Genomic DNA, 20,030 nt, shown 5'->3' with positions numbered 1-20,030 from the left:
GCTACGAAAAGAACGCCAGCACCTTTCTGGCAATGGTCACCCTCGGAGCCATCCTGATGTGGCTTTAATTGTTTACACGTCCTAGTCAAAATATCCCGTAGCGCACATTTTTTTACTGAACTTGCCCGGATGACTTAGCTGTATAGTCCCAAGGTGAGGTGGGTCGGGTCTTGGGTAAAGATAGTCGGGTTCTTTTGCCGCTGTGCACAGAGGAATTCATGCGGGGTTAGCCCGCGTAGGGTCTTCAAGCGCCGGGCGTGGTTGTAGGCCAGCAAACAGGCTTGCAGGTGCTCGTTGAGTTCCTGCGTGCTCTGGTAATGGCAGCGCTTGACAGGGGCTTCTTTGAGGGTGCGGTTCATGCGCTCAACTTGGCCCTTGGTCCAGGGGTGGGCCGGTGTGGTCAGGCGGGGCTCCACGCCGTATTCGCGGCAAATGCGGTCGAAACGGTGCCCGCCCGGCAGGAATTGGTGGGGCTGGGGTGTAAACTGCACGCCGTTGTCCGTCAGCACGGTAGGCACTTTGTAAGGCAATTTATCGAGTCCACGCCGCAGAAATCCGGCCGCGACGCCCCGCTTGGCGCGCGGGTGTAGCTCGGCAAAGGCCACCTTGCTGGTGCGGTCGAGGGCGACGAAGAGGTACTGCTTGCCTTCTTCGGTCTGGACCTCGGCGAAATCGACGTGCAGGCAGCCAATGGGGCAATCCTTGAACTTCTTTTTCGGCGGGCTCTGCCCGTCTTCGTTCAGGGGCAGGCGGCGGATGCCGTGGCGTTGAAAACAGCGGTGTAGCGCCGGACGCGATAAGCGCGGAATCGTGGCCTGCCGCGCCTGCAGGCAGTCATCGAGCGCCAGCAAGGTATGCCGACGAAAGGCCAGGGCAATGGCTTGCTGCTCGGGCGTAAGCACCGTCGAAGCCGGCGCAGGCCCCATGCGCGCATCGGCTGTGGTCGGACGCTTGCGCCACTTGGCCACCGTTTTCGGGTGGATGCTGTAACGGGTGGCTAAGCCTTGTCGGCTTTCCGGGCGGTGTTGGATAGCGCGCCGTACTGCCGCTGTTGTGCGGGCGCGGCCGTGGAGTACTGGTCCCATAGGTTCGTGCGAAATTCCAGCCCGGAAACTACACCATCACTCTTTGGGACTATACAGGTACACGGTGGCCCAGGGCGGCAAATCGTGCGGCCGGAAGCGCCAGGGGCAGCCCGTGTGGGCCAGGTAGCGCAGGGCGTTGAAGAGGTCGCGCAAGGCCTGGGCCCGTTGCGGCGCATCTTCGCGCATCAGGCACAGATACGGGGCCACAAAGGCCCATGCGTCGTCTTTTACATCGCTGGGGTAGGTTCGCACGGCTGCCATACCCCCAAGTTCGCTACAAGTTCATAACAGCCTCTAGACCAACTCAGTTACGCGGCGGGCCGTTGGTGCGCATCGTAGACGCGCTCCAGCAGTCCTTAACGCTCCATTTCCTGGACGCTAGTTCTAAAACCGGAGCATACTCCGCAGCGAATAATCAGCTATAGCCCTCATAGTAAGCGGCTTAATAACGCGTGTTGATATCGGCACAGTAATGGTGCTGGCGGCTGGCATCAACATGCTTTATTATGTGCCTCACTCTGCTCGCGGCGTAGTTTTTCCCGCTTCATCACCGCATCGGCGCGGATGCGCTGGCATTCGTGCACCGCATGTCGCTGGCCGAAAAAATCGCATTTCACCAAGACTACGCCGGATTCCTATCCCCCTACGGCGACCTACCTACTAGAAGACGTTCGAGCAAGTGCTTCATCATCGGGCACCGCGTGAATCCATTGCCCTGCTCTCGCCCCTCCAGCAAGTGCTGGACCAGGCATCGGAAACCACCCCGTGCGGCCTGGCGGCCTGGCGGCCTGGCGGCCGTGAATATTTTTAAGGTGCCCCTTCTTTTCGGGTGATGCTTGGGCGCTGGCTGCGGGCAAGCGCAATATGAATTTCAAGACTCACTTCAAGCTGTTTTTAGATGTATTTTACTTTTACCGAACTACTTGCGTTTGTTGGCCTTGCCGGCCGGCCACCGCTTCGTACAGCGCCTAGCCGTGGCCTCCGCGTGGCCGCTTTCATCGTGGCGCTGGGCGCTGGCGCCAGTGGACCCTCAGCGGCCCAGATTCTGAACAACCGCGGCGCGTACGTGCTGGTGCAACCGGGCGCGAACCTGGTGGTGCGGGGTTCGGTGGCCAATGCGGCGGGCGGCACCTTTAGCAATGCCGGCACGGTGCTCCTGACCGGGGATTTCACCAACGCCGGTGCGCTTACGTCGTCCGGGTGGCTGGTGTTCGGCGGGGCCGTCGACCAAACCCTAGCCCCGGGCAGCAGCAGCGTGGCCCAGCTAGAAGTCCGCAACAGCGGCAGCGCCGGCAACAACCGCGTCCTGATGCCTAACAACGTTACCCTCACCGGCCAGTTGCTGCTTACCCAAGGCAGCGTGCGCACCGGGCCGGCCGCTTTTCTGCTGCTGCCCATGGGCGCCACCGTGCAGGGCGAAACCACGGGCCGGTACGTGCAAGGCAACCTGCGCGTGGTGCGCAATGCAGTAAGTGGGGTGGTGGACTTCGGCAACGGGTTGACGCTCGATGCCACGGGCTCGCCTCTGGGCGATGTAACCGCCACTCGGACTGCCGGGCTGACCACGGCGGGCCTGAGCTACGCCACCAACCCGAACGGGGGGACGGCCAAGGGCATTGACCGCATCTGGGCCATTTCCTCCACACTAGCCCCCACGCAGGCCATTCCCCTGACCTTGACCTGGACGGCCGACGACGACAACGGCCTCACGGATTTCACCGCAGCCCAGGTGTGGCAGCAGCAGCCAGCAGCGACGTGGGTGGCTACCGCGGCACCGGTGTCGGCGGCCACGCGGAGCATCAGCACCGCCGTCAGTTCTTTCTCGCGCTTTACCGTGAGCAACCGCGCCAACCCGCTGCCCATCGAACTCATTTATTTTGCTGCCGAGCGGCTGGGCACCGCCGCGTGGCTGCGCTGGAACACGGCCTCGGAAAAAAACAACGACCGATTTGAAGTGGAAAGCAGCACCGACGCAAGCCATTTCCAGCGAATTGCCACGGTGGCTAGTCGCGGCACCAATGGCCAGGGCGCGGCATATGAAGCCACAGACCCCAACCTGGCCCGCTATGGGGCAGGCCTGGTGTATTACCGGCTGCGCCAGGTAGACCGGGATGGCACCGAATCTCTCTCCCCCGTTCGCTCCGTAACCGCTACCCTGCCCGTGGCCCTGCGCCTGCAGGCGTACCCAAATCCGTTCGCCGAGTCCGTTATGCTGGCCCTGGATACTCCGGAAGCCGGCACGGCCAGCCTGATGCTGCGCGATGGCCTGGGCCGCACCGTGTGGCAGGAAACCGTGGTGCTGGCCTGCGGGGCCAACGCGTTTGCGCTGGTGCCCCCGGCCCCGCTGCCCGCGGGCGTGTACCTGCTCACCGTGGCGCAGGGCGCGCAACGGCAGCGCCTCACCCTCACCCGCCAGTAACCGCCGCGTTCCTGCTTCGCTTTGCCCGGCCACCCCGGACGGGCTTCCTATGCTTTTTCCTAACGTTTTCTGAGGCCCATCAGGTCTTGCTTATCCGCTTTTGTTACTAACATGAAAAAGATTTCCCTGTTATTCCTGCTGACTATTAACACCGGCGCGGGCTGCTTGATGGCCCAGAACGTGGGCATCAACGCGACGGGTGCCCTGCCGGACCCGAAGGCGATGCTCGACATCTCGTCGACTTCCAGCGGCCTGCTTATTCCGCGCATGACCACGGCCCAGCGCGACGCCATTTCATCGCCGCCGGTGGGCTTGCAGGTGTTCAACCTCACCACCAACACGCTGGATTTATACAAGGCCGGCCGATGGGAAGCGGTGACGCTGACCGCGCCCACCACAAACCTGGTGTACGTATACTCACTGGCCGATTTGCCCGCTCCGGTGGGCAATGCCATCACGCTGGACGCCACCAAAATGTACGTCTTTTCGGGTATCGTCAACATCTCCCCGAACTACCTGAACCTGAACGGTGCCAACCTGCGGGGCACCGACCCTGGCAAAGACGGCGTGCTGTCCACGGTGAGCGGGGCCGTGCTGCGCAGCACGGCCGTGTCGGTGTTTATGGCAAATATGGTGGTGCTACCGGCCAGCGGCAGCACCAAGGCCTACGACTTTGCCGACGCCACGGGCTCCAAGTACTGCAACCTGTTCTCGGGCTGCTCGGTGGTCGAAGCTGGGGTGCCGAGCCTGGGCGTGGGGCTGGTAAGTGGGTTTCAGGCCATCACCATTGCCCAGAATTACTGGAACTGCCAGGACGGCCTCAAGGTAGCGGGCAACGTGGGCAAGTTCTGCTCCACCACCAACTTCATTGTCGGCATCACTGCAGGGGCAGGCATTGAGTTTATGCCCAGCCTGGTCATCAACGACATCGACTTGTCGAACAACTACTTCATCTACGCGGGCCAGACCGGGGTGAAAGTGAACGCCGGCGCGACCATCGACCGGGGCCGCATGACGACGAACATGTTTCGGGGCGTGAGCACCTACATCAGCGGGTTTGATTCCTACACGCCGGCCTGGGAAATGCGGCAGAATACGTACATCCCCAACACCCGGGCCCTGGCATCGGTGTACCTGAACAACAACACCACGCCCACCGCGCTGTCCACGGTAGGGACCTTCTACAAAATAGCCGGCGCCACCACGACGGTAAAACAGCAGCGGTTTGTTTCTACTGCCAACCGGCTCACCTACACCGGCAAAGAAGGCATTACGGCCAAGGTGCTGATAGTGGCAGGGGCCAAGTCGCCGGCAACGAGCAGCGACTTTTCCATTGCCATTGCCAAAAACGGCACGGTCATTCCGAACCCCAACGGGTCGATGGCGGCGGCAACCAACAACCAGAGCTTTCAGGTAACGCTGACCACCGAACTGGATATGGTGACCGGCGATTACGTGGAAGCCTTCCTTCGGACCAACAACGGAAACGCTACGTCGCTGGTGGTGGAGGAACTGCAGTTCCGGGTCACGGATTAGCCCGGCCCCGCGAGCGTAATGCTGCACGCCGGGCCGCACCGGCAGCTTTTCCTGATGCGCCAGTAGCCGCCTCCGCGTGTCTGCAATGTTCAGCCCGTCGGTGGCGCGGGTGCTCTGCTTTTTTTCATCGAACCTGTTTAGGAAGTGGCCCGGGTGAAGCCCAACAGAAAAGATTCCCACAAAAGCGGGGAATTTGAGGTGCGACCCATCTCCTTACCCTCCTCCGTGGAAGTCCTGACCAACGATATCATTACCCGCTGGATACCCCCGCACTTGCCGGCCCGGCCCGGTGGCCGCCGACCCACTGCTGCCCCAGCCGAGGTCGTGGGCGCCATGTGCTGCCAGCGCAAAACCGGCTGCCCGTCGGCAACCAGCACGGCCCGTTTGCCCTGGAGCGGGTCTTTGCCGAGTGATGCGCGGTGCTCGAAGCGGCCGAGCTGCGGCTGGAAGGCCTGTTTTTGTTTACAGAAAAAGCTCCGTTGGCTGGTTGCCAACGGAGCTTTTTTACTTCCCGGGAAAACTACCGTCAGTTCAGGTCCTCAACGCGGGCCGAGGGAGCTTCCCGCAGCACGGCCTGAATACCATGGTCGCGTGATTGGGCGGCGGTATACTTCTCACCGCGCCCGATGATTTCGCCATTGGCCGCGACGTGGTTGAAGCCGTACTGGCCTGCACGGACCGGTTGCCGTTCTGGCAGCTGGCTTTGGTGGTGTAGCCTTCGTCCGACCGGACAATTTCGCTGTTTTCGGCGCGGAGGTGGTACCAGTACCGGCCTGTTGGAAAAAGCCGAGTACATCGAGCTGAATTTGGAAGGCACAGGAACGGTACGTCACGTTCGCCGGCAATGCCTACAGCAACGGGGCCCTCTCCCCGAACTTAGTAGTGGGCTGGATGAACAGCCGCTTTCCCATGTGCATTTCAAGCAGCGGCGTGGCCTACGCCCCCTCGTGCGGGCAGCACCAGGTGCGCGTGACCAAAGGCCTGGTGTTCGGGGTGCTGGACGTGGCGCAGCGCGAGATTGTACGGCTGGAAATGGCTTTTCAGGGACAGGTGGTGCAGAAGCTCAACTTCAACGGGGTGCGCACGCTGCTGCGCAAACCGGACAGCAAGGTCAGCATCGGGCAGCTCCTGACCAGCAAGGCTGAAGCACAACACCTGCACCCAACTGCTGGCCGACTGAGTTCGCCAGCCTGGACCACGAGGTAGTCGGGAATAGTTGACCGAGAGTTTACGCTACTGTTCCAGCAATGCACGGTGCGTAATTCTGGCCGGGGCTGCATCAATGCAGAGAAAACCCCTGTTTCACTAACAGCGGGCGCATCAGCGGCATTCATTGACGCAACGCCGCTTCCAGCCCCATTAACTCCTCCCCTTTGCCTATGAATGCACTGCCCAAGCCTCAACCCTGCGGCCAAAACTGGCTCGACATGCAGCCCACGGACAACGGGCGGCATTGCGGGCAATGCGGGAAGGAGATTTACGATTTCTCGGCCATGTCGTGGCCGGAAATTGTGCGCACTCAGGCGACGCACGGCAATGCACTGCGTGGCATGTACGCGCCGGCCCAGCTGGCACCCGACCTCAGAATAATTGCCTTTTCGGTGCGAAAACCCACGGTGTTTGAGCGGACCAGGTGGACGCTGAAACGGTGGTTTGGCAAAGGCCGGGAATAAGGAATTGCGGCTAGGTGTTCAGGATGGGGTGGGCATCGAAGTAATGCCAGACCCAACTCAGCAGAACCACGCTGCCCCAGGCCACCAGGCTGAATACGATTCCAAACCCCAGCAGTAACAACACCACCAGGCCCCGACCGCTGCCCTGGTGCCGGCCTTCGGCGTAGTGGCGGCGCAGCAGGGCCACGTTACGCTCGTTGCTTTTGTAGGCAAAGTCGAACACATTGCCTAAAATGGGGATGCCCCCGACGACGGTATCAATGAAGATATTGAGGGCCATGCGCACCACTACCGCGCCGCTGGCCCCGTGGCGCAGCATGGTGAGCAGCAAGGCGACGGATACCACGGTGGTGGACAGGTCACCGACGATGGGCAACAGGCCGAGCAGCGGGTCGAGGCCAAAACGAAAGCGCGTGCCGGGCAGCTGAAACTGGCTGTCCATGAGGCGGGCGACGCGCGCCACCCACCGCAGGCGCTCGTCGGCGTCGAAGGTGGTGGGTACGGGGAGGCGATTGGTCACGGGCATAAGCAAAAAGGAGCGCGAGACCTATACGGCCTGCCTCGCAGAAAGTATAAAGCAGAGGCTATACCGGACACTCAGGGGGCCTTGGACGTCGGCCAGTCATCGGTCAGCCCCATATGCAGCGCCCCGAGTACCTGCAGGCCGGTAGCCAGCGCGGCCCCCGGCCGACTCAGCGCCTTCGCCAACGGGCGGCGCTCGCGTCTGCACGGGCCCGCCCACCAGCAGCATGAAGTTGGTGGCCGTTTCGTTCTCGTCGAACAAGTCCAGGTGCTGGGCATAGATATCGTCGGCAATGAGGCTAAAATACCCCTCCACCAGGTTCCATACGTCGCCGGCTTCGTCGGCAATGGCCCTCACGGCGACGCTGACGGGGCTGCCGGGCGCGTGGTAGTGCAGGCAGAAGGCGCTGTGCCGGGTCAGCGTAAAATTTTCCGGCGCGATGAGCCAGGCTTGCAGCTCCTCGTACTGCGCCGCGTTGTTGATGAAGACGGCCAGGTCCAAGTCCTTGGTCATGCGCCGCTCCGGCGCGTGGCACACCCGGCTCATTCAGATGTTCCGCGCCACCGCTCCCACCACGTAGAAGTCAATGCCAAAGTGGGCCAAGCCGCGCTGCCGGGTAGCCATGGCGTCGCTCATGCCCACCGGCTGCAGGCGCTCAGGCGCGATGAGACCGGATTATGGTCAAGCGCCTGCGCGGGCCGATGAAGCGCAACGAACCTATTGAACTGCTGTCGGGCAACCGGTTTTATGCCCCGTTCATTCTCCCGCAAAATGATTTGAAAACGCCGGCCATTACTCCCGACTTGTTTCTTTTTTTGGCTCCCTCAAATCCCAAACACCACCTAAGGCACCCAAAGCGCATACATCAGGAAGCCAAAGGCCCCGCCAATGATGGCCACCAATATGCCTTTAACCCTTTTGTTCTTCAGAAAGAACAGCATGGCCAGTCCACTCAGGGACACCAGGGTTAAGAAGCCGGCCGATACATCAATCACCCAGCTCCAGCCTTTGCCGCTGTCGCGGCCTTTGTGCAGGTCGTTCAGCACGGCCACCAATCCCAGCCGCAGCTCCGTGAGCTCGAAGGTGCCGTCTTTGCGATTGATGAATGCATCGGCGCTGTAGCCCGGGCCTTTGAATGACACCGAGCATTGGTCGTCCTCCACCAGAAAATCGCTCACCGAGCCCTTGATTCCATACTTGCTGCGCAGGAATTCCACGACTTCCAGCTTTTTGATTTCAGCGGTATCAGCGGGATTGACCCAGGTGGCCGGCAGGGCGCCCGTGCGCTTGTTTTCCGCCTGCTTGCCATCAAACCAGTCGGCATGGTTGAGGGTAATGCCCGTGACCGAAAAAAACAGCACCACAAAAAAGCTGAGCATCGACAGGTAGAGGTGCAGCCAGCGCGAAAAAGAAGCCGTTCGCTTCTTCCAGACCTGTTTTTGTTTACCGGGCGCAACGGAGGTTGTCTTCAGCGATTCGCTATTGCTTTTCATTCGTTTTTTTCCGGTAGTCTACCGACGCCGCCGCGACCTCCGGGTTGGCGGGCAGGTCGAAATGCTGTTGTTTTTTAACGTTAAGGTCCTGCTTCATCAGCTGGTGCGTGCCGTGCTCCCGGGCCACTTCGATGAACAGGGTATACGTGCCCTGGCTCACCAGATTGCCCTGGTCGTCTTTGCCATCCCATTTCAGGGTGTATTTCCCCGGCGACCGGGTTGCGCTGGTGGTCGAGCTGATGCTGCTGTTACCAGCCGAAAACTGGTCATAGTACGTCGAGTACCAGAAGCGCATGTCGTCCAGGTACTTGGGTTTGTTGTACCACAAGGCCACCTGCCGCACCGGCTTTTTCCTGGCGTCCACTACCCACACGGCCACGAAGGGGCGATGCACCCGCATGCCTTCCACGGTGGCCAGCTCCAGGTTGACGACTACTTCGTAATTGGCATCCCAGGGCTTGTCTTTTGCCACGGCGAGGGGCTTTTTGGCGTCCGTTTTGGCCGCTGGCAGCTCAAGATTTTTCCAGCCGGCACTTTCCATGCGTTTGCCGTCCGCGGTGAGCAGCATGTATTCGGCGCCGGGCACGCCCGCCACCAGTTTCTGGCCTTCTGCGGCCGGCAGCACGTTCAGGGCCGTGGCCAGAGCACCGGCGTCCGTGGCCTGGTCGGCAATAACGGTGGCGCTGATTACCTCGCTGGCCGGCAGGCCGGTGCGCGGGTCGATGATGTGGGAGTACCAGTGGCCGTCAATCATTTCGCCGCGCCGGTAGTTGCCGCTGGTCGCAATTGTCTTGTCGCGGAGCTGCAGCTGCGCCACGGGCGGGTCGTTTTCCGCGTCTGCTTTCGGGTTGCTCACGTTGATTTGCTCGGTGTGCGCTCCCCGCACCAGGACATCGCCGCCAATATTTACGACCACACTGCTCACGCCGGGCGTGGCCAGGGCCGCATCGGCGGCCTTGTTCATGATGTAGCTTTTGGCAAATGAATTGAGGATGAGCGGCGCGGTGCTGGTTCGCCGGGCCGTATGGGTTGGCGCGTTCAGCACGTAATGCTGCTGGTGCACGGCCTGCACGGCCAGGGCAATTTCCGCGTCCGACGGCCGCCGGTTCTGCTTGCCCGCCTCCCGCCACAGCTTGCTGACCGTTTCGGCCGAAGCATCCAGCGCGCCGTTGCTCTTCACCCGCCACTGCTCAAACAGGGCCAGCACCTCGTAAAGCTCCGGCGAAACGGCCACCGGCGCGTTGCCCGCCCGCATCCAGCGGCTGAATTCGCTGGTCGCATCGTAGCCACTGAGGATTTTATTCAGCCGGTCCACCTCCCGCAGCGCGGCTGCTTCGGCGGTGGCCGCGTGCTGCTCCGCATCGGCGGTCATTTTGATTTCCATGGACGTGCCCAGCACATTCTCATAGTCGGAAACATAGGGCTTGTTGGCCTTGCGGGGGAGGAAAGCCAGGCTACTGAGCACCGCCAGCGGCAGCAGCACACCGGCTATTCGAGTTGAAAACGCTTTCATTGCTTTATAAAATCAGTGGATTTGAAACTATGCCAAGGGCATTTATTGCCCTCCCCTGCCGGGTTACTGAATTTCATAATTCAGGTGCTTTAACATTCCTGCTTCTGAAATGAAAGCGGCTAATTCCGCCAAAATCAATTTAACGGCTTAATAACGGGAACGATTGCCCGGTGCAAAAGGTAGAGCACGTCGGCTGCGCGCCGATTTACGGATGGTTGCGGGTTTAAGAGCCGGGCAGATGAGTTAGCTCACTCAAGTTGCGGAACAGCCGCAGCGCGGCGACAGGCTTGTAGTAGGCAGGCGGCCAGCCCGGAAAAAGCCGCGTAGCGGAGACAGAAATACCGGACCAATCTGTCACCGCTGCACGGCTTTATCGTCTTGGTAACATCATTTCTACAAACCTGTCGCCGCTATGCGGCTATTCCGCAACTTGGGTTGGTTAGGGCGCGGGGTAGTTAATGAGCTATTGCCAAACGGCCCCGGCTTATTCCGGTTACGGGCGGGAGTTGCCATGGGGTTGCGCTGCGCACCGGCGAAGGCCGCTTCGCCGAACACTACCGCATGATGGGCTTCAACTTGTACCTGAAAGTGGCCGGCAAGGACACCGATGGGCAACTGTCCGTCTTCTCCGGCGACTACCGCCGGCACGACGAGCCGCCGCTGCACGTTCATTACCAGCAGGACGAAGAGTTTTACATCACCGAAGGCGAATTCCTGGTGCAGGTGGGCGAAGAGGAATTCACGCTGAAAGAGGGCGATTTAATCTTCCTGGCCCGCAACATTCCCCACGCCTTTCTGGTGCTGAGCGAAACCGCCAAAATGGTCTTCCTGACCCACCCCAGCGGCACCACCGAAATGCTGTTTCAGCAGCTCGCGCAGCTTCCGCCCACCGCCACGCTGGACGATGCGCAGAAAATCCACCTCGCGCACCAGTGCCGGATTGTCGGCCCCAAACTGACAGCGGGCTGAACGGGTTTGCAAGCCAATGAAACGATACTGAACGGTCATGCTGAGCTTGTCGAAGCATCTCTACCGCTTCGTTGCAACGGTGCAGGCGAAGCGGTAGAGATGCTTCGACAAGCTCAGCATGACCGTTACACGACCGTTCCGAAACTTCCTCTACACGCTCAGTACAGTACAGGAGGGTTCCCGCTTCGGATTTCCGGTGCTTGCGGGCATGATGCGATGTTTCGTTTTTTTGCTCCTGCTGGGCCTCGGCTTCATCCGAAACGCGGCTGCCGCGCCGCCCACGAGCGGTTTTAACATCCGGGATTTTGGGGCGAAGGGCGACAGCACCACGCTCGACAGCGACGCCATCAACCGGGCCATTACGGCGGCGGCCAAGGCGGGCGGCGGCACGGTGTACTTCCCGGCCGGCACCTACCGCAGCTACTCCATCCGGCTGCAAAGTCACATTGCGCTCTACCTCGACCAGGGCGCGACGCTGCTGGCGGCCGCGCCCGTGGGCAGCGTGGGCTACGATGCGCCGGAGCCGGCCAGCAACGACAAATTCCAGGATTTCGGGCACAGCCACTGGCACAACAGCCTCATTTGGGGCGAGAATCTGGTGGACATTTCCATCCTCGGGCCGGGCACTATCCACGGGCAGGGCCTCACGCGGGAGGGGCCGCACCAGGCCCCCGTGGGCAACAAGGCCATTGCCCTGAAGCTGTGCCGCAACGTGCTGCTGAAGGATTTTACGGTGCGGCAGGGCGGTCATTTTGCCTTGCTGGCCACCGGCGTAGATAACCTGACCATTGATAATCTGAAGCTCGACACCAACCGCGACGGGCTCGACATCGACTGCTGCCAGAACGTGCGGGTGAGCAACTGCACTATTAACTCGCCCTGGGACGACGGCATTTGCCTGAAAAGCTCCTTCGCCCTCGGCTACGCGAGGCCCACCGAAAACGTCACCATCACCAACTGCCAGGTGAGCGGCTTCGACCGCGGCACCCTGCTCGACGGCACCTACCAGCGCAAGGAAGCCGCCCTCGTGCCCGACCACGAAGGCCCCACCAGCCGCATCAAATTCGGCACCGAGTCGAACGGCGGCTTTCGCAACATCGCCATCAGCAACTGCGTGTTCACCTACTGCCGCGGCCTGGCCCTGGAAACCGTGGACGGCGGCCTGCTCGAAGACGTGACCATCGACAACATCACGATGCGCGACGTCACAAACTCGCCCATTTTCCTGCGGCTAAGCAGCCGGTTGCGCGGGCCGGCCGGCACCGCCACCGGGGCGCTGCGCCGCATCAGCATCAGCAACGTGACGGTGTATAATGCCGATGCGCGGTTTGCCACACTCATCAGCGGCGTGCCCGGCCACCCCATCGAAGACGTGCGGCTGAGCAACATCCGCATCTGGTATAAGCCGCTGGACGCCGCCTCAGTCGCCGGCATTCAAACCGATTTGCCCGAGGACGAAAACGGCTACCCCGAACCCCAGAAGCTGGGAGTGGGCCCGGCCTACGGCTTCTACATCCGCCACGCCAAAAACATCGAGCTGCGCGACGTGAGCATCCACCTGCTGGGGGCCGAAACGCGCCCCGCGCTGATGCTGGTTGACGTGGATGGGGCGAGCCTGCGAAACGTCTCGGCCGACAAGGCCGGGGCCGAGCCGCTGCTGGTTTTGAAGGGCGTGCAACGTTTATCAGTAAGCGAGAGCGAACCATTGAAAAAGTCCACCAGAACGAGGTAGAGACGCATCCTTGCGTCTCGTCGTTGCTGATGTTGAAGTCAACTGGAACGTCATGCTGAGCGCAGCCGAAGCATCTCTACCGCGCAAGTAATCAATCCCGCTGCAACGAAGCGGTAGAGATGCTTCGGCAAGCTCAGCTTGACGGCCGTACCCTTCCTCAATCCCCAATCCCACCCCATGAAACAAACCCTAATCCTCGCCGGCCTGCTCCTTGCCACCACCGCCCACGCCCAAATCGGCCGCCGCTTCCCGGCCGAAAAAAAGGTCGTAAAAGACCCCGTAACCGGTACCCCGCTCACCTTCCTCACCAGCACGCCGGCCGGCGATTCCAAAATCTACCAGACCCATAACCAGTGGACTTCCGACCTGCAATGGCTCATCTTCCGCTCCAATCGGGCGAAGAACGAGGCGATGGCCGTGAATGAGAAAACCGGCGAAATCGTGCAGGTGAGCGAGGGCGGCTACACCGGCATGCTCAACGTGGCCCGCCACGCCATGAAGCTGTATTTCATGCGCAACCCCAATGGCGCGGACGACGCGGCCAACGGCCAGCCCGCCGCCCTGCAAATCGTGGAAGTGGACCTCGCCAAAGTCTTTGCCGACAGCAAGGCCGGCCACATGCAGCCCGCCAGTGCCTACCAACGCATCTGCGGCACCACGCCGCCCGCCCTGCAAGCCGGCGGCGACATGGCCCTCGACGGCGACGAAAACTGGGCCTACTTCCGCGTGGGCAAAGACGAAGCCGCCCGCCACCTGGCCCCCGGCACCAAGCTGGAATCGGAATTCGGCCCGCGCCACATGGGCGCGGGCCCGGCCGGCATCGCGGCCATGAACGTGCACACCGGGGCCATCAAGTACGTGGTGTCGGTGCCGTTCCAGATTGGGCACATCCAGACCAACCCCTGGGTGCCGGGCGAAATCGTGTTTTGCTGGGAAACGGGCGGCAAGTCGCCCCAACGCACCTGGACGGTGCTGGCCGACGGCAGCGGCCTGCGCCCCCTCTACCCCGAAGCCGAAACCGAATGGGTGACCCACGAGGCCGTGATTTCGAAGGACGAAACCGCCTTCGCCATCATGGGCCACCGCCCCATTCCCGCCGTGGCCAAAGACGTGGCCCCCGGCACGCCCGTAACCGGGGCCAACCCTGGCCAGGAGGCCGCCTGGGGCCCCTCCGGCACCCGCGAAAAGCCCACGGGCCTGGGCATTGTCAACTTCCGCACCCGCGAAATGACCATCATCGGCCAGACGCCCAGCGGCAGCGGCCTCTGGCACGTCAGCGGCTCGGCGGATGGGCGCTGGGCCGTGGGCGACGATTTCGCCCGCAACGTCTACCTCATCGACCGGCACACCCGCGAGATGCTGCTGCTCTCCACCGGCCACAAAACCACCGCCGCCGACCACCCGCACCCCACCATGAGCCCGGATGGCACGCGCATCGAAATCCAATCCGCCATGCTCTCGGCCGATGGACGGAGCATGAATATCTGCATCATCCCGGTGCCGGAATCGTGGCTGAAGCGGAAGTATTAGGGTGGTTTTGAGTATTAATGGAACATCATGCCGAGCGCATTCGAGGCATTCCGCGTGCCGCCACTAATCAATGATGAAACAACGATTGAATTACTGCCGCACGCGAGATAATGACTCGGCTACGCTCGGCATGACGTTCTGGGGGCGCAAAACGGGCCTTGCGCTCCTACAGCTTCTCCTCGCCCTTACCGCCCACGCGCAGGAAGACCGGGGCTTCAAAGTCTACCAATTCCCGGCCAACATGATTCCGCGCATCGACGGCAAAGCCGACGACTGGGCCAGCTTCCCGAAAGAGTACATCGTGGGCACCGACCAGCTGCGCGACGACTCCGGCCACTACCCCCGGCCCGATTCCAGCAACCTCGATGTGAAGGTGCGCGTGGCCTGGGTGGCGGGCCTCAACCGGCTCTATTTCCTGTACGAAGCCTACGACAACTACTGGGATTTCAGCCTGCCGGGCCTGCACAACGACACCTTCGAAATCGTGGTGGATGGCGACCTGTCCGGCGGCCCGCTCATTGCCGAGCAGCACCCCAACCAGGACTTGCCGCTGATGGACCGCTACTTCGCTTTCCACGGCGTGCACGCCCAGAACTACCACATTTTCATGCCCGCCGAAGGAAAAGACTGGGCCCTGGCCTGGGGCGCGCAGCCCTGGATAAAGCGCCTGCCCTACGCCAACATCGCCTATTCCTACGATTTCAAACCCGGCCAATCCGGCAAGCTCACCGCCGAATTCTGGATTACGCCCTTCGACTACGCCGGCACCGAAGGCCCCGCCCGCGCCGTAGAATCGGTGCTGACCGAGGGCAAGAAAATCGGCCTCACGTGGGCCGTGATTGACTACGACGACGTGGCCGACGAAAGCAAAAAAGGCTTCTGGAACCTCTCGAAGAACCACAAGATGTACGGCAATTCCAGCCTGGGCACCGTCTTCACGCTCCTGCCGCTGGCCGCGCAGTACCTGCCGAAACTAGCGGCCCAATGGTCGTTCCAGGTCACGGACACGGCCCACCGCCAGGTCACCTTCCTCGACGAAAGCCGGGGCCCCATCAAGCGCTGGCACTGGGATTTCGGCGACGGCACCACCTCCACCGAGCAAAGCCCGGTGCACCGCTACCAGGAAGCCGGCAAGTACATCGTGGTGCTGGACGTGGACGGTCCGGCCGGCAAGGCCCGCATGGCCAAGGTGTGGGACGTGGCCGTGAAGTGAGGCTGTTAATGAAGTATATAAGGGAACCTGAAATGGTCATGCTTCGACTGCGCTCAGCATGACCGTTTCAGGTTCCCTTTACTCCGTTCTGAAACGATTCACCCTAACGCCCCACAATAGCCAGCACGGGCGCTATCAGCAGCCGCGAGGCGGTGGCGTCCAGGTGCAGGCCGTCGGCGGTCATGGTATTGATGTCCAGGCCCGGCGTTTGGTAGCCGTTCACGAAGAGGCAATGGGTGCGTTGGGCCACCTTTTTGAAGGTTTTGCCCATGTTGCTGACCCGCTGGTTGCCGCCCTGGTATTTGGGCAGGGCTTCCGCTTTCGCCCCGTACGGCGGCGGGGAGATGATGATAATCCGGGCGCGGCTGATGGCGGGGAAGGGGCAGGTTTTGATTTTGTTGAGGAGGGTTTCCAGGTTCGCGGGCACGGCTTTTTGCTGGTCGGCAAAAACGGCTTTGGCGTCGTTGGTGCCCAGCGCTAGCACCACGAAGTCGAACGGCCGGTCCTTGGTGAACTCGGCTGCTTTGCGCAGGTTTTCGTCAATAACCAGCAGCGAATTCAACGTGCTGTCGCCGTTGTTCACGAAGCCAATGGTGCGGCCCGATTTGCTGAGGTTGAAGACGTGCGCGCGGGGCAGGGCCAGCTCCAGTTGCTTGGGCCAGCTCTGGGGAAACGTGCCGTTGCTGTCGCCCAGGGTAAAGATGTTGAGGACCTTGTCCGAAGCCACCGGGGTTTGCGCGGACAGCAGGGGCGGCAGGAGCAGTAGAAACAGGAGAAGCTTTTTCATGTCGGGAGGTGCTGCCCAGAGTTTACTGAGATATTAAACGGAATGAAACAGGCGAACTCTAATGAAGACGGATTATCTGTTTCAAAGGGTTGTCATTCCTTAAGAAATCCTTGTGGTTAATCTGTATGTTTCCAACAATGTCTGCCACAAGGCTCCCTTGGTATCTTTTGAGACGGTCGTCCGATAAAATGATGCGAAATCGATAGGTGCAACTGTCGTTTACGTAGGCCAAGCAGTAGCCTTTGTAGGCCTTCTTTTGAGCGAGAAAACCCGCAATCCGTTCCACGCCAAAATCGTGTTGAAATACTAGCTTCTTCAGTGTGTCGCTGGCAACGTGGAAAGTGGAAAAAGCATTTTTTGCTAATTGTCGGGCAAAGGCGTAATTATCTAACGACGGGTCGTCATTTTCCCAACGCGAAAATGTAACGCACTCTATACTGTCGGTGCTATTTGGTGGTAACGCAACAGCCTCTTGATATAATTTGCGGTCAGCAACATGGACTTTCCACCCCGGCGGAAGAGGAATAAATTCTCCCTTGTCCTGAATGCCTGTCCAATCCTTCAACGTGGAGATAGAATCTCGTTGGAAGGTGAATGAATCAACGGAAATGGTATCAACCGGTATTTTAGAAGCCGCTTCCAGTTGCTCATCGCTGATATTTGGTCGGCATTGTGTACATAGAACTGCTATCAAAAGCAGTAGGAATACGCGAGTGGATTTCATTTGCACGCAGCTGGTTTTGCTCGCAAAGGTCTACTAAATGAATGGCTCATTTCAACCTAACCGTTACTACTTTCCCACCTGTACCGAGCTGTCGTTGATGCCATACGGGTGCTGCTTGAGGAGCTGGGTGATTTCGGCACCGGCCAGCAGCACGGGGCCGTAGCCGTGGGCGGCGTACACGTTCACGGGGCGGTAGTAGTAGAAGGCCGGGTCGAAGCCCATGCCGGTGCCTACGCAGGTGCCTTCTACCTGGCCCTGGGCATTGACTTTGGTGCTCACGGCGTTCCAGGCCAGCAGGGCCATGGGGGCGTAGGCCTGGGCATCGAGCCAGCCCTGGTTCACGGCGTGGGCGATGGCGTAGGCGTAGATGGCCGTGGCCGATGTTTCGAGGTAGCTGTCGTTGCGGTCGAGGAGCTGGTGCCAGAAACCGGAGCCGCTTTGCTGGGCCGCAAGGCCGCGGGCGTGGGCGCGCAGCAGCTCCAGCACCGCCGGGCGGCCGGGGAGGTTGGCGGGCAGCACGTCGAGCAATTCCACTTTGGTGAGGATGGCCCAGCCGTTGGCCCTGGCCCAGTGGAATTCGGGGTGCTCGGCCATGCCCTGCACCCAGCCGTGCATGTAGAGTCCCTTTTGCTTATCGAACATGCGCGGGGCAAACTGGGTGAGTTGCTTCACGGCCTCGTCGTAGTAGCGGGCCTCGCCGGTGAGCTTACCCATCTGGGCCAGCGCCGGGATGCTCATAAACAGGTCGTCGAGCCAGAGGGTGTTGGGCTGGGGGCGGTTGCGGGCCAGCGTGCCATCGGGGAGGCGGAATTCTTTGGTCATGATGTAGCTCATGAACGGGTCAATCATGGGCCGCAGGTTGGCGGTGGGGTCGAGGCGCTGGGTCTTAATCATGGCCGCGCAGATGGCCCCCACGTCGTCCAGCGCGTGGGGCTGAAGGATGGAGCGCACGGGCGTGGCCGCCTCGGGGTGCGCGGTCTGGTACTCGCGGAAGTAGGGCACCAGCTCCCCCAGAAACTTCAGGCGGCTGGCGGTGTAGGCCGCGTATTTGGGGTCGCCGGTGGTTTCGGAGGCGCGCAGCATGCCGGCGTAGGTCACGCCCCACTCGTAGCTGGTGAGGCGGAAATCGCCGGGCCTGATGATGGCGTCGGGGTTGAATTTGCGGCGGTCGGTGATGGGGGTGTTGGTGGTTTTATCGACCAGCTCGGCGGGTGTGGCGGCATCGAGGTAGGCGTACACGCGGTCGAGGACCTGCTTCACGTTCTCGGCGGTGGTTTGGCCGTAGGGGATGGGGTAGTCGGGCTTGAGCAGGTGCAGCGGGGTGGTGGCATCGTTGGCTTTTTGGGCGTGGAGGGGTGTGGCAGCCAGCAGCAAGAGCAGGGCCGGCAGGTGGGTTTTGGAGAGGAAGCGCATGGCGGGTGGGATTGGCGGGCAGAGCTGCCGGCGTTGATTGGGGCAAGGTAGCAGCCGGGTAGGGGCAGATTCTCCTGCGGTGTCCTGCTTCGGGCTTTTTGCTTTTTTGCCTCCCTGCGGCCCGGTTTTTCTGCCCCAATTCCCGTATAGCCGGCCACCAACCTACCCCCTATTCTACTTCAATGAAATCAACCAATCAAAAGCCCCGCCCCCGCGTGCTGGTGACGGGCGGCACCGGCAAGCTGGGCAAAGTGTGCGTAGCCGATTTGCAGGCCCACGGCTACGACGTATTCGTGGTCGATACCGTGGCGGCCGACAAATCCGTGCCCCACATGGTGGCCGACCTCGCCGATTTCGGCCAGACGCTGGATGCGCTTTCCTCCGTGGGCCAGGAGATTTATGCGGGCGTGGCTGCGCAGGCTTTTGACGCGGTGGTGCACCTGGCGGCAATCCCCACCCCGCGCATGGTCCCCGATGCCCACATCTTCCAGAACAACATCATGAGCACCTACAACGTGTTCGAGGCCGCCCGCCGGCTGGGCATCCGCAACGTCATCTGGGCCAGCAGCGAAACCACGCTGGGCGAGCCCTTCGATGAAGCCGCCCCCTACGCGCCCGTGGACGAGGACTACCCGCTGCGCGCCAAAAGCGCCTACGCCCTGGCCAAGGTGCTGATGGAGGACATGGCCCGCCAGTTCTGCTACCAAACCCCGGACATGAAGCTCATCGGCCTGCGCTTTTCCAACGTGATGGAGCCCGCCGACTACGCCAAATTCCCGGCCTACAACGACGACCCCAAGGAGCGCATGTGGAACATGTGGGCCTACATCGACGCCCGCGACGGCGCCCAGGCCATCCGCAAAGCCGTGGAGTGGCCGGCCACCGGCATGCACGCCTTCATCATCGCCAACGCCGATACCGTGATGTCGAAATCCTCGACCGACCTCATGGCCGAAGTATTCCCCACCGTGGAAGTGCGCAAAAAGCTGGGCCGGCACGAAACGCTGCTTTCCATCGAAAAAGCCCGCCGCGAGCTGGGCTACGAGCCCGAATACAGCTGGCGCGACGCCAAAACCAGCGCCACCACCAAACCAGCCTCCAGGGCCCGAAAAGCCTAATATTCCATATTCCGGAAAATGGGTCGTCAGGGTGAGCTTGTCCCACTGGATGAGCGCGCGGGGTAGCCGCACGGGCTGACCAGAGTGCCGCCGCCGCGCCATCCCCAGCCGGTGGACTGGGCCACCCGAACAACTTAGCCCTGGGGTAGTTATTTTTACGGAGGCAATAACAATTTGTCGCCACAAAGTGTTTTCGTAACACATTGTTTTTGAGGAAACTAGCCTCATAGCAATTATCGGAGCCTTACTATCGGAACCACCTAATTTACAACCAGAACAAGTATGGGACACGAACCAACGGG

At 61.1% G+C, this 20,030-nt stretch carries 18 protein-coding genes and 1 pseudogene; 9 read left to right on the top strand and 10 right to left on the bottom strand.

The genetic code is table 11. The features are described 5' to 3' along the window. Window positions 1-134: 134 nt before the first annotated feature. Together J4G38_RS11780 and J4G38_RS11775 are read right to left on the bottom strand one after the other, a co-directional pair. Window positions 135-1,085: an IS481 family transposase gene (locus J4G38_RS11780; protein WP_226163368.1), complete on the bottom strand. Its 951-nt coding sequence runs from the start codon at window positions 1,083-1,085 to the stop codon at window positions 135-137. 57 nt (window positions 1,086-1,142) lie between these two features. After that, window positions 1,143-1,346: pseudogene (locus J4G38_RS11775) on the bottom strand (transposase); the annotation flags it as partial. Window positions 1,347-2,070: 724 nt separating this feature from the next. On the opposite strand from J4G38_RS11775, the gene J4G38_RS11770 reads away from it, so the two are divergent. Then, window positions 2,071-3,504, top strand: coding sequence for a T9SS type A sorting domain-containing protein (locus tag J4G38_RS11770; RefSeq protein WP_210519479.1), 1,434 nt, complete (start codon window positions 2,071-2,073; stop codon window positions 3,502-3,504). 111 nt (window positions 3,505-3,615) lie between these two features. After that, a complete protein-coding gene (locus tag J4G38_RS11765) occupies window positions 3,616-5,040 on the top strand; it encodes a hypothetical protein (protein WP_210519478.1) in 1,425 nt (474 codons plus the stop codon). 526 nt (window positions 5,041-5,566) lie between these two features. On the opposite strand, the gene J4G38_RS11760 is transcribed toward J4G38_RS11765, so the two are convergent. Then, window positions 5,567-5,737 carry a YegP family protein gene (locus J4G38_RS11760; RefSeq protein WP_226163370.1) on the bottom strand — a complete coding sequence of 57 codons (171 nt, stop codon included), beginning with the start codon at window positions 5,735-5,737 and terminating at the stop codon, window positions 5,567-5,569. Between the two features lie 212 nt (window positions 5,738-5,949). Here J4G38_RS11760 and J4G38_RS11750 point away from each other — a divergent pair, with 212 nt between their 5' ends. Both J4G38_RS11750 and J4G38_RS11745 read left to right on the top strand, forming a co-directional pair. Further along, window positions 5,950-6,246, top strand: coding sequence for a hypothetical protein (locus tag J4G38_RS11750; protein WP_210519477.1), 297 nt, complete (start codon window positions 5,950-5,952; stop codon window positions 6,244-6,246). A gap of 173 nt (window positions 6,247-6,419) precedes the next feature. Continuing rightward, window positions 6,420-6,713 carry a hypothetical protein gene (locus tag J4G38_RS11745; RefSeq protein ID WP_210519476.1) on the top strand — a complete coding sequence of 98 codons (294 nt, stop codon included), beginning with the start codon at window positions 6,420-6,422 and terminating at the stop codon, window positions 6,711-6,713. Window positions 6,714-6,723: 10 nt separating this feature from the next. On the opposite strand, the gene J4G38_RS11740 is transcribed toward J4G38_RS11745, so the two are convergent. The 4 genes from J4G38_RS11740 to J4G38_RS11725 form a co-directional block, all read right to left on the bottom strand. Then, window positions 6,724-7,233, bottom strand: a complete 510-nt coding sequence (locus tag J4G38_RS11740) for a DUF4112 domain-containing protein (protein ID WP_226163366.1) — start codon at window positions 7,231-7,233, stop codon at window positions 6,724-6,726. A gap of 102 nt (window positions 7,234-7,335) precedes the next feature. Beyond that, window positions 7,336-7,782 carry a hypothetical protein gene (locus tag J4G38_RS11735; protein ID WP_210519474.1) on the bottom strand — a complete coding sequence of 149 codons (447 nt, stop codon included), beginning with the start codon at window positions 7,780-7,782 and terminating at the stop codon, window positions 7,336-7,338. A 296-nt stretch (window positions 7,783-8,078) separates the two neighbouring features. Beyond that, complete coding sequence (locus tag J4G38_RS11730) at window positions 8,079-8,729, bottom strand: PepSY-associated TM helix domain-containing protein (RefSeq protein ID WP_210519472.1); 651 nt, start codon at window positions 8,727-8,729, stop codon at window positions 8,079-8,081. Next, on the bottom strand, window positions 8,716-10,242 hold the full coding sequence (locus J4G38_RS11725; RefSeq protein ID WP_210519469.1) for a DUF2271 domain-containing protein: 1,527 nt from the start codon (window positions 10,240-10,242) through the stop codon (window positions 8,716-8,718). Before J4G38_RS11725 ends, J4G38_RS11730 begins: the two co-directional genes overlap by 14 nt. 561 nt (window positions 10,243-10,803) lie before the next feature. Here J4G38_RS11725 and J4G38_RS11720 point away from each other — a divergent pair. The 4 genes from J4G38_RS11720 to J4G38_RS11705 all read left to right on the top strand — a co-directional run bounded on the left by J4G38_RS11720 (window position 10,804) and on the right by J4G38_RS11705 (window position 15,686). Beyond that, complete coding sequence (locus J4G38_RS11720) at window positions 10,804-11,211, top strand: cupin domain-containing protein (protein ID WP_210519467.1); 408 nt, start codon at window positions 10,804-10,806, stop codon at window positions 11,209-11,211. Window positions 11,212-11,419: 208 nt separating this feature from the next. Beyond that, window positions 11,420-12,943: a rhamnogalacturonidase gene (locus tag J4G38_RS11715; RefSeq protein WP_210519465.1), complete on the top strand. Its 1,524-nt coding sequence runs from the start codon at window positions 11,420-11,422 to the stop codon at window positions 12,941-12,943. 177 nt (window positions 12,944-13,120) lie between these two features. Next, window positions 13,121-14,473, top strand: coding sequence for a TolB-like translocation protein (locus tag J4G38_RS11710; RefSeq protein WP_210519463.1), 1,353 nt, complete (start codon window positions 13,121-13,123; stop codon window positions 14,471-14,473). A gap of 70 nt (window positions 14,474-14,543) precedes the next feature. Beyond that, window positions 14,544-15,686 carry a PKD domain-containing protein gene (locus J4G38_RS11705; protein WP_210519461.1) on the top strand — a complete coding sequence of 381 codons (1,143 nt, stop codon included), beginning with the start codon at window positions 14,544-14,546 and terminating at the stop codon, window positions 15,684-15,686. 103 nt (window positions 15,687-15,789) lie between these two features. Here the strand turns inward: J4G38_RS11705 and J4G38_RS11700 are convergent, their stop codons facing one another. The 3 genes from J4G38_RS11700 to J4G38_RS11690 all read right to left on the bottom strand — a co-directional run bounded on the left by J4G38_RS11700 (window position 15,790) and on the right by J4G38_RS11690 (window position 18,610). After that, a complete protein-coding gene (locus J4G38_RS11700) occupies window positions 15,790-16,473 on the bottom strand; it encodes a GDSL-type esterase/lipase family protein (protein WP_210519458.1) in 684 nt (227 codons plus the stop codon). Window positions 16,474-16,531: 58 nt separating this feature from the next. Further along, window positions 16,532-17,197 carry a hypothetical protein gene (locus J4G38_RS11695; protein ID WP_210519456.1) on the bottom strand — a complete coding sequence of 222 codons (666 nt, stop codon included), beginning with the start codon at window positions 17,195-17,197 and terminating at the stop codon, window positions 16,532-16,534. A gap of 66 nt (window positions 17,198-17,263) precedes the next feature. After that, complete coding sequence (locus J4G38_RS11690; RefSeq protein ID WP_210519454.1) at window positions 17,264-18,610, bottom strand: glycoside hydrolase family 88/105 protein; 1,347 nt, start codon at window positions 18,608-18,610, stop codon at window positions 17,264-17,266. 182 nt (window positions 18,611-18,792) lie between these two features. On the opposite strand from J4G38_RS11690, the gene J4G38_RS11685 reads away from it, so the two are divergent. Next, window positions 18,793-19,728, top strand: coding sequence for an NAD-dependent epimerase/dehydratase family protein (locus tag J4G38_RS11685; protein WP_210519452.1), 936 nt, complete (start codon window positions 18,793-18,795; stop codon window positions 19,726-19,728). Window positions 19,729-20,030: the final 302 nt, after the last annotated feature.

Origin of the sequence: Hymenobacter terricola, from assembly GCF_017921975.2 — a bacterium.
GTDB lineage: Bacteria > Bacteroidota > Bacteroidia > Cytophagales > Hymenobacteraceae > Hymenobacter > Hymenobacter terricola.
The sequence above is the reverse complement of the archived record's forward strand: the minus strand, read 5'-3'. Positions and strand labels throughout refer to the sequence as shown.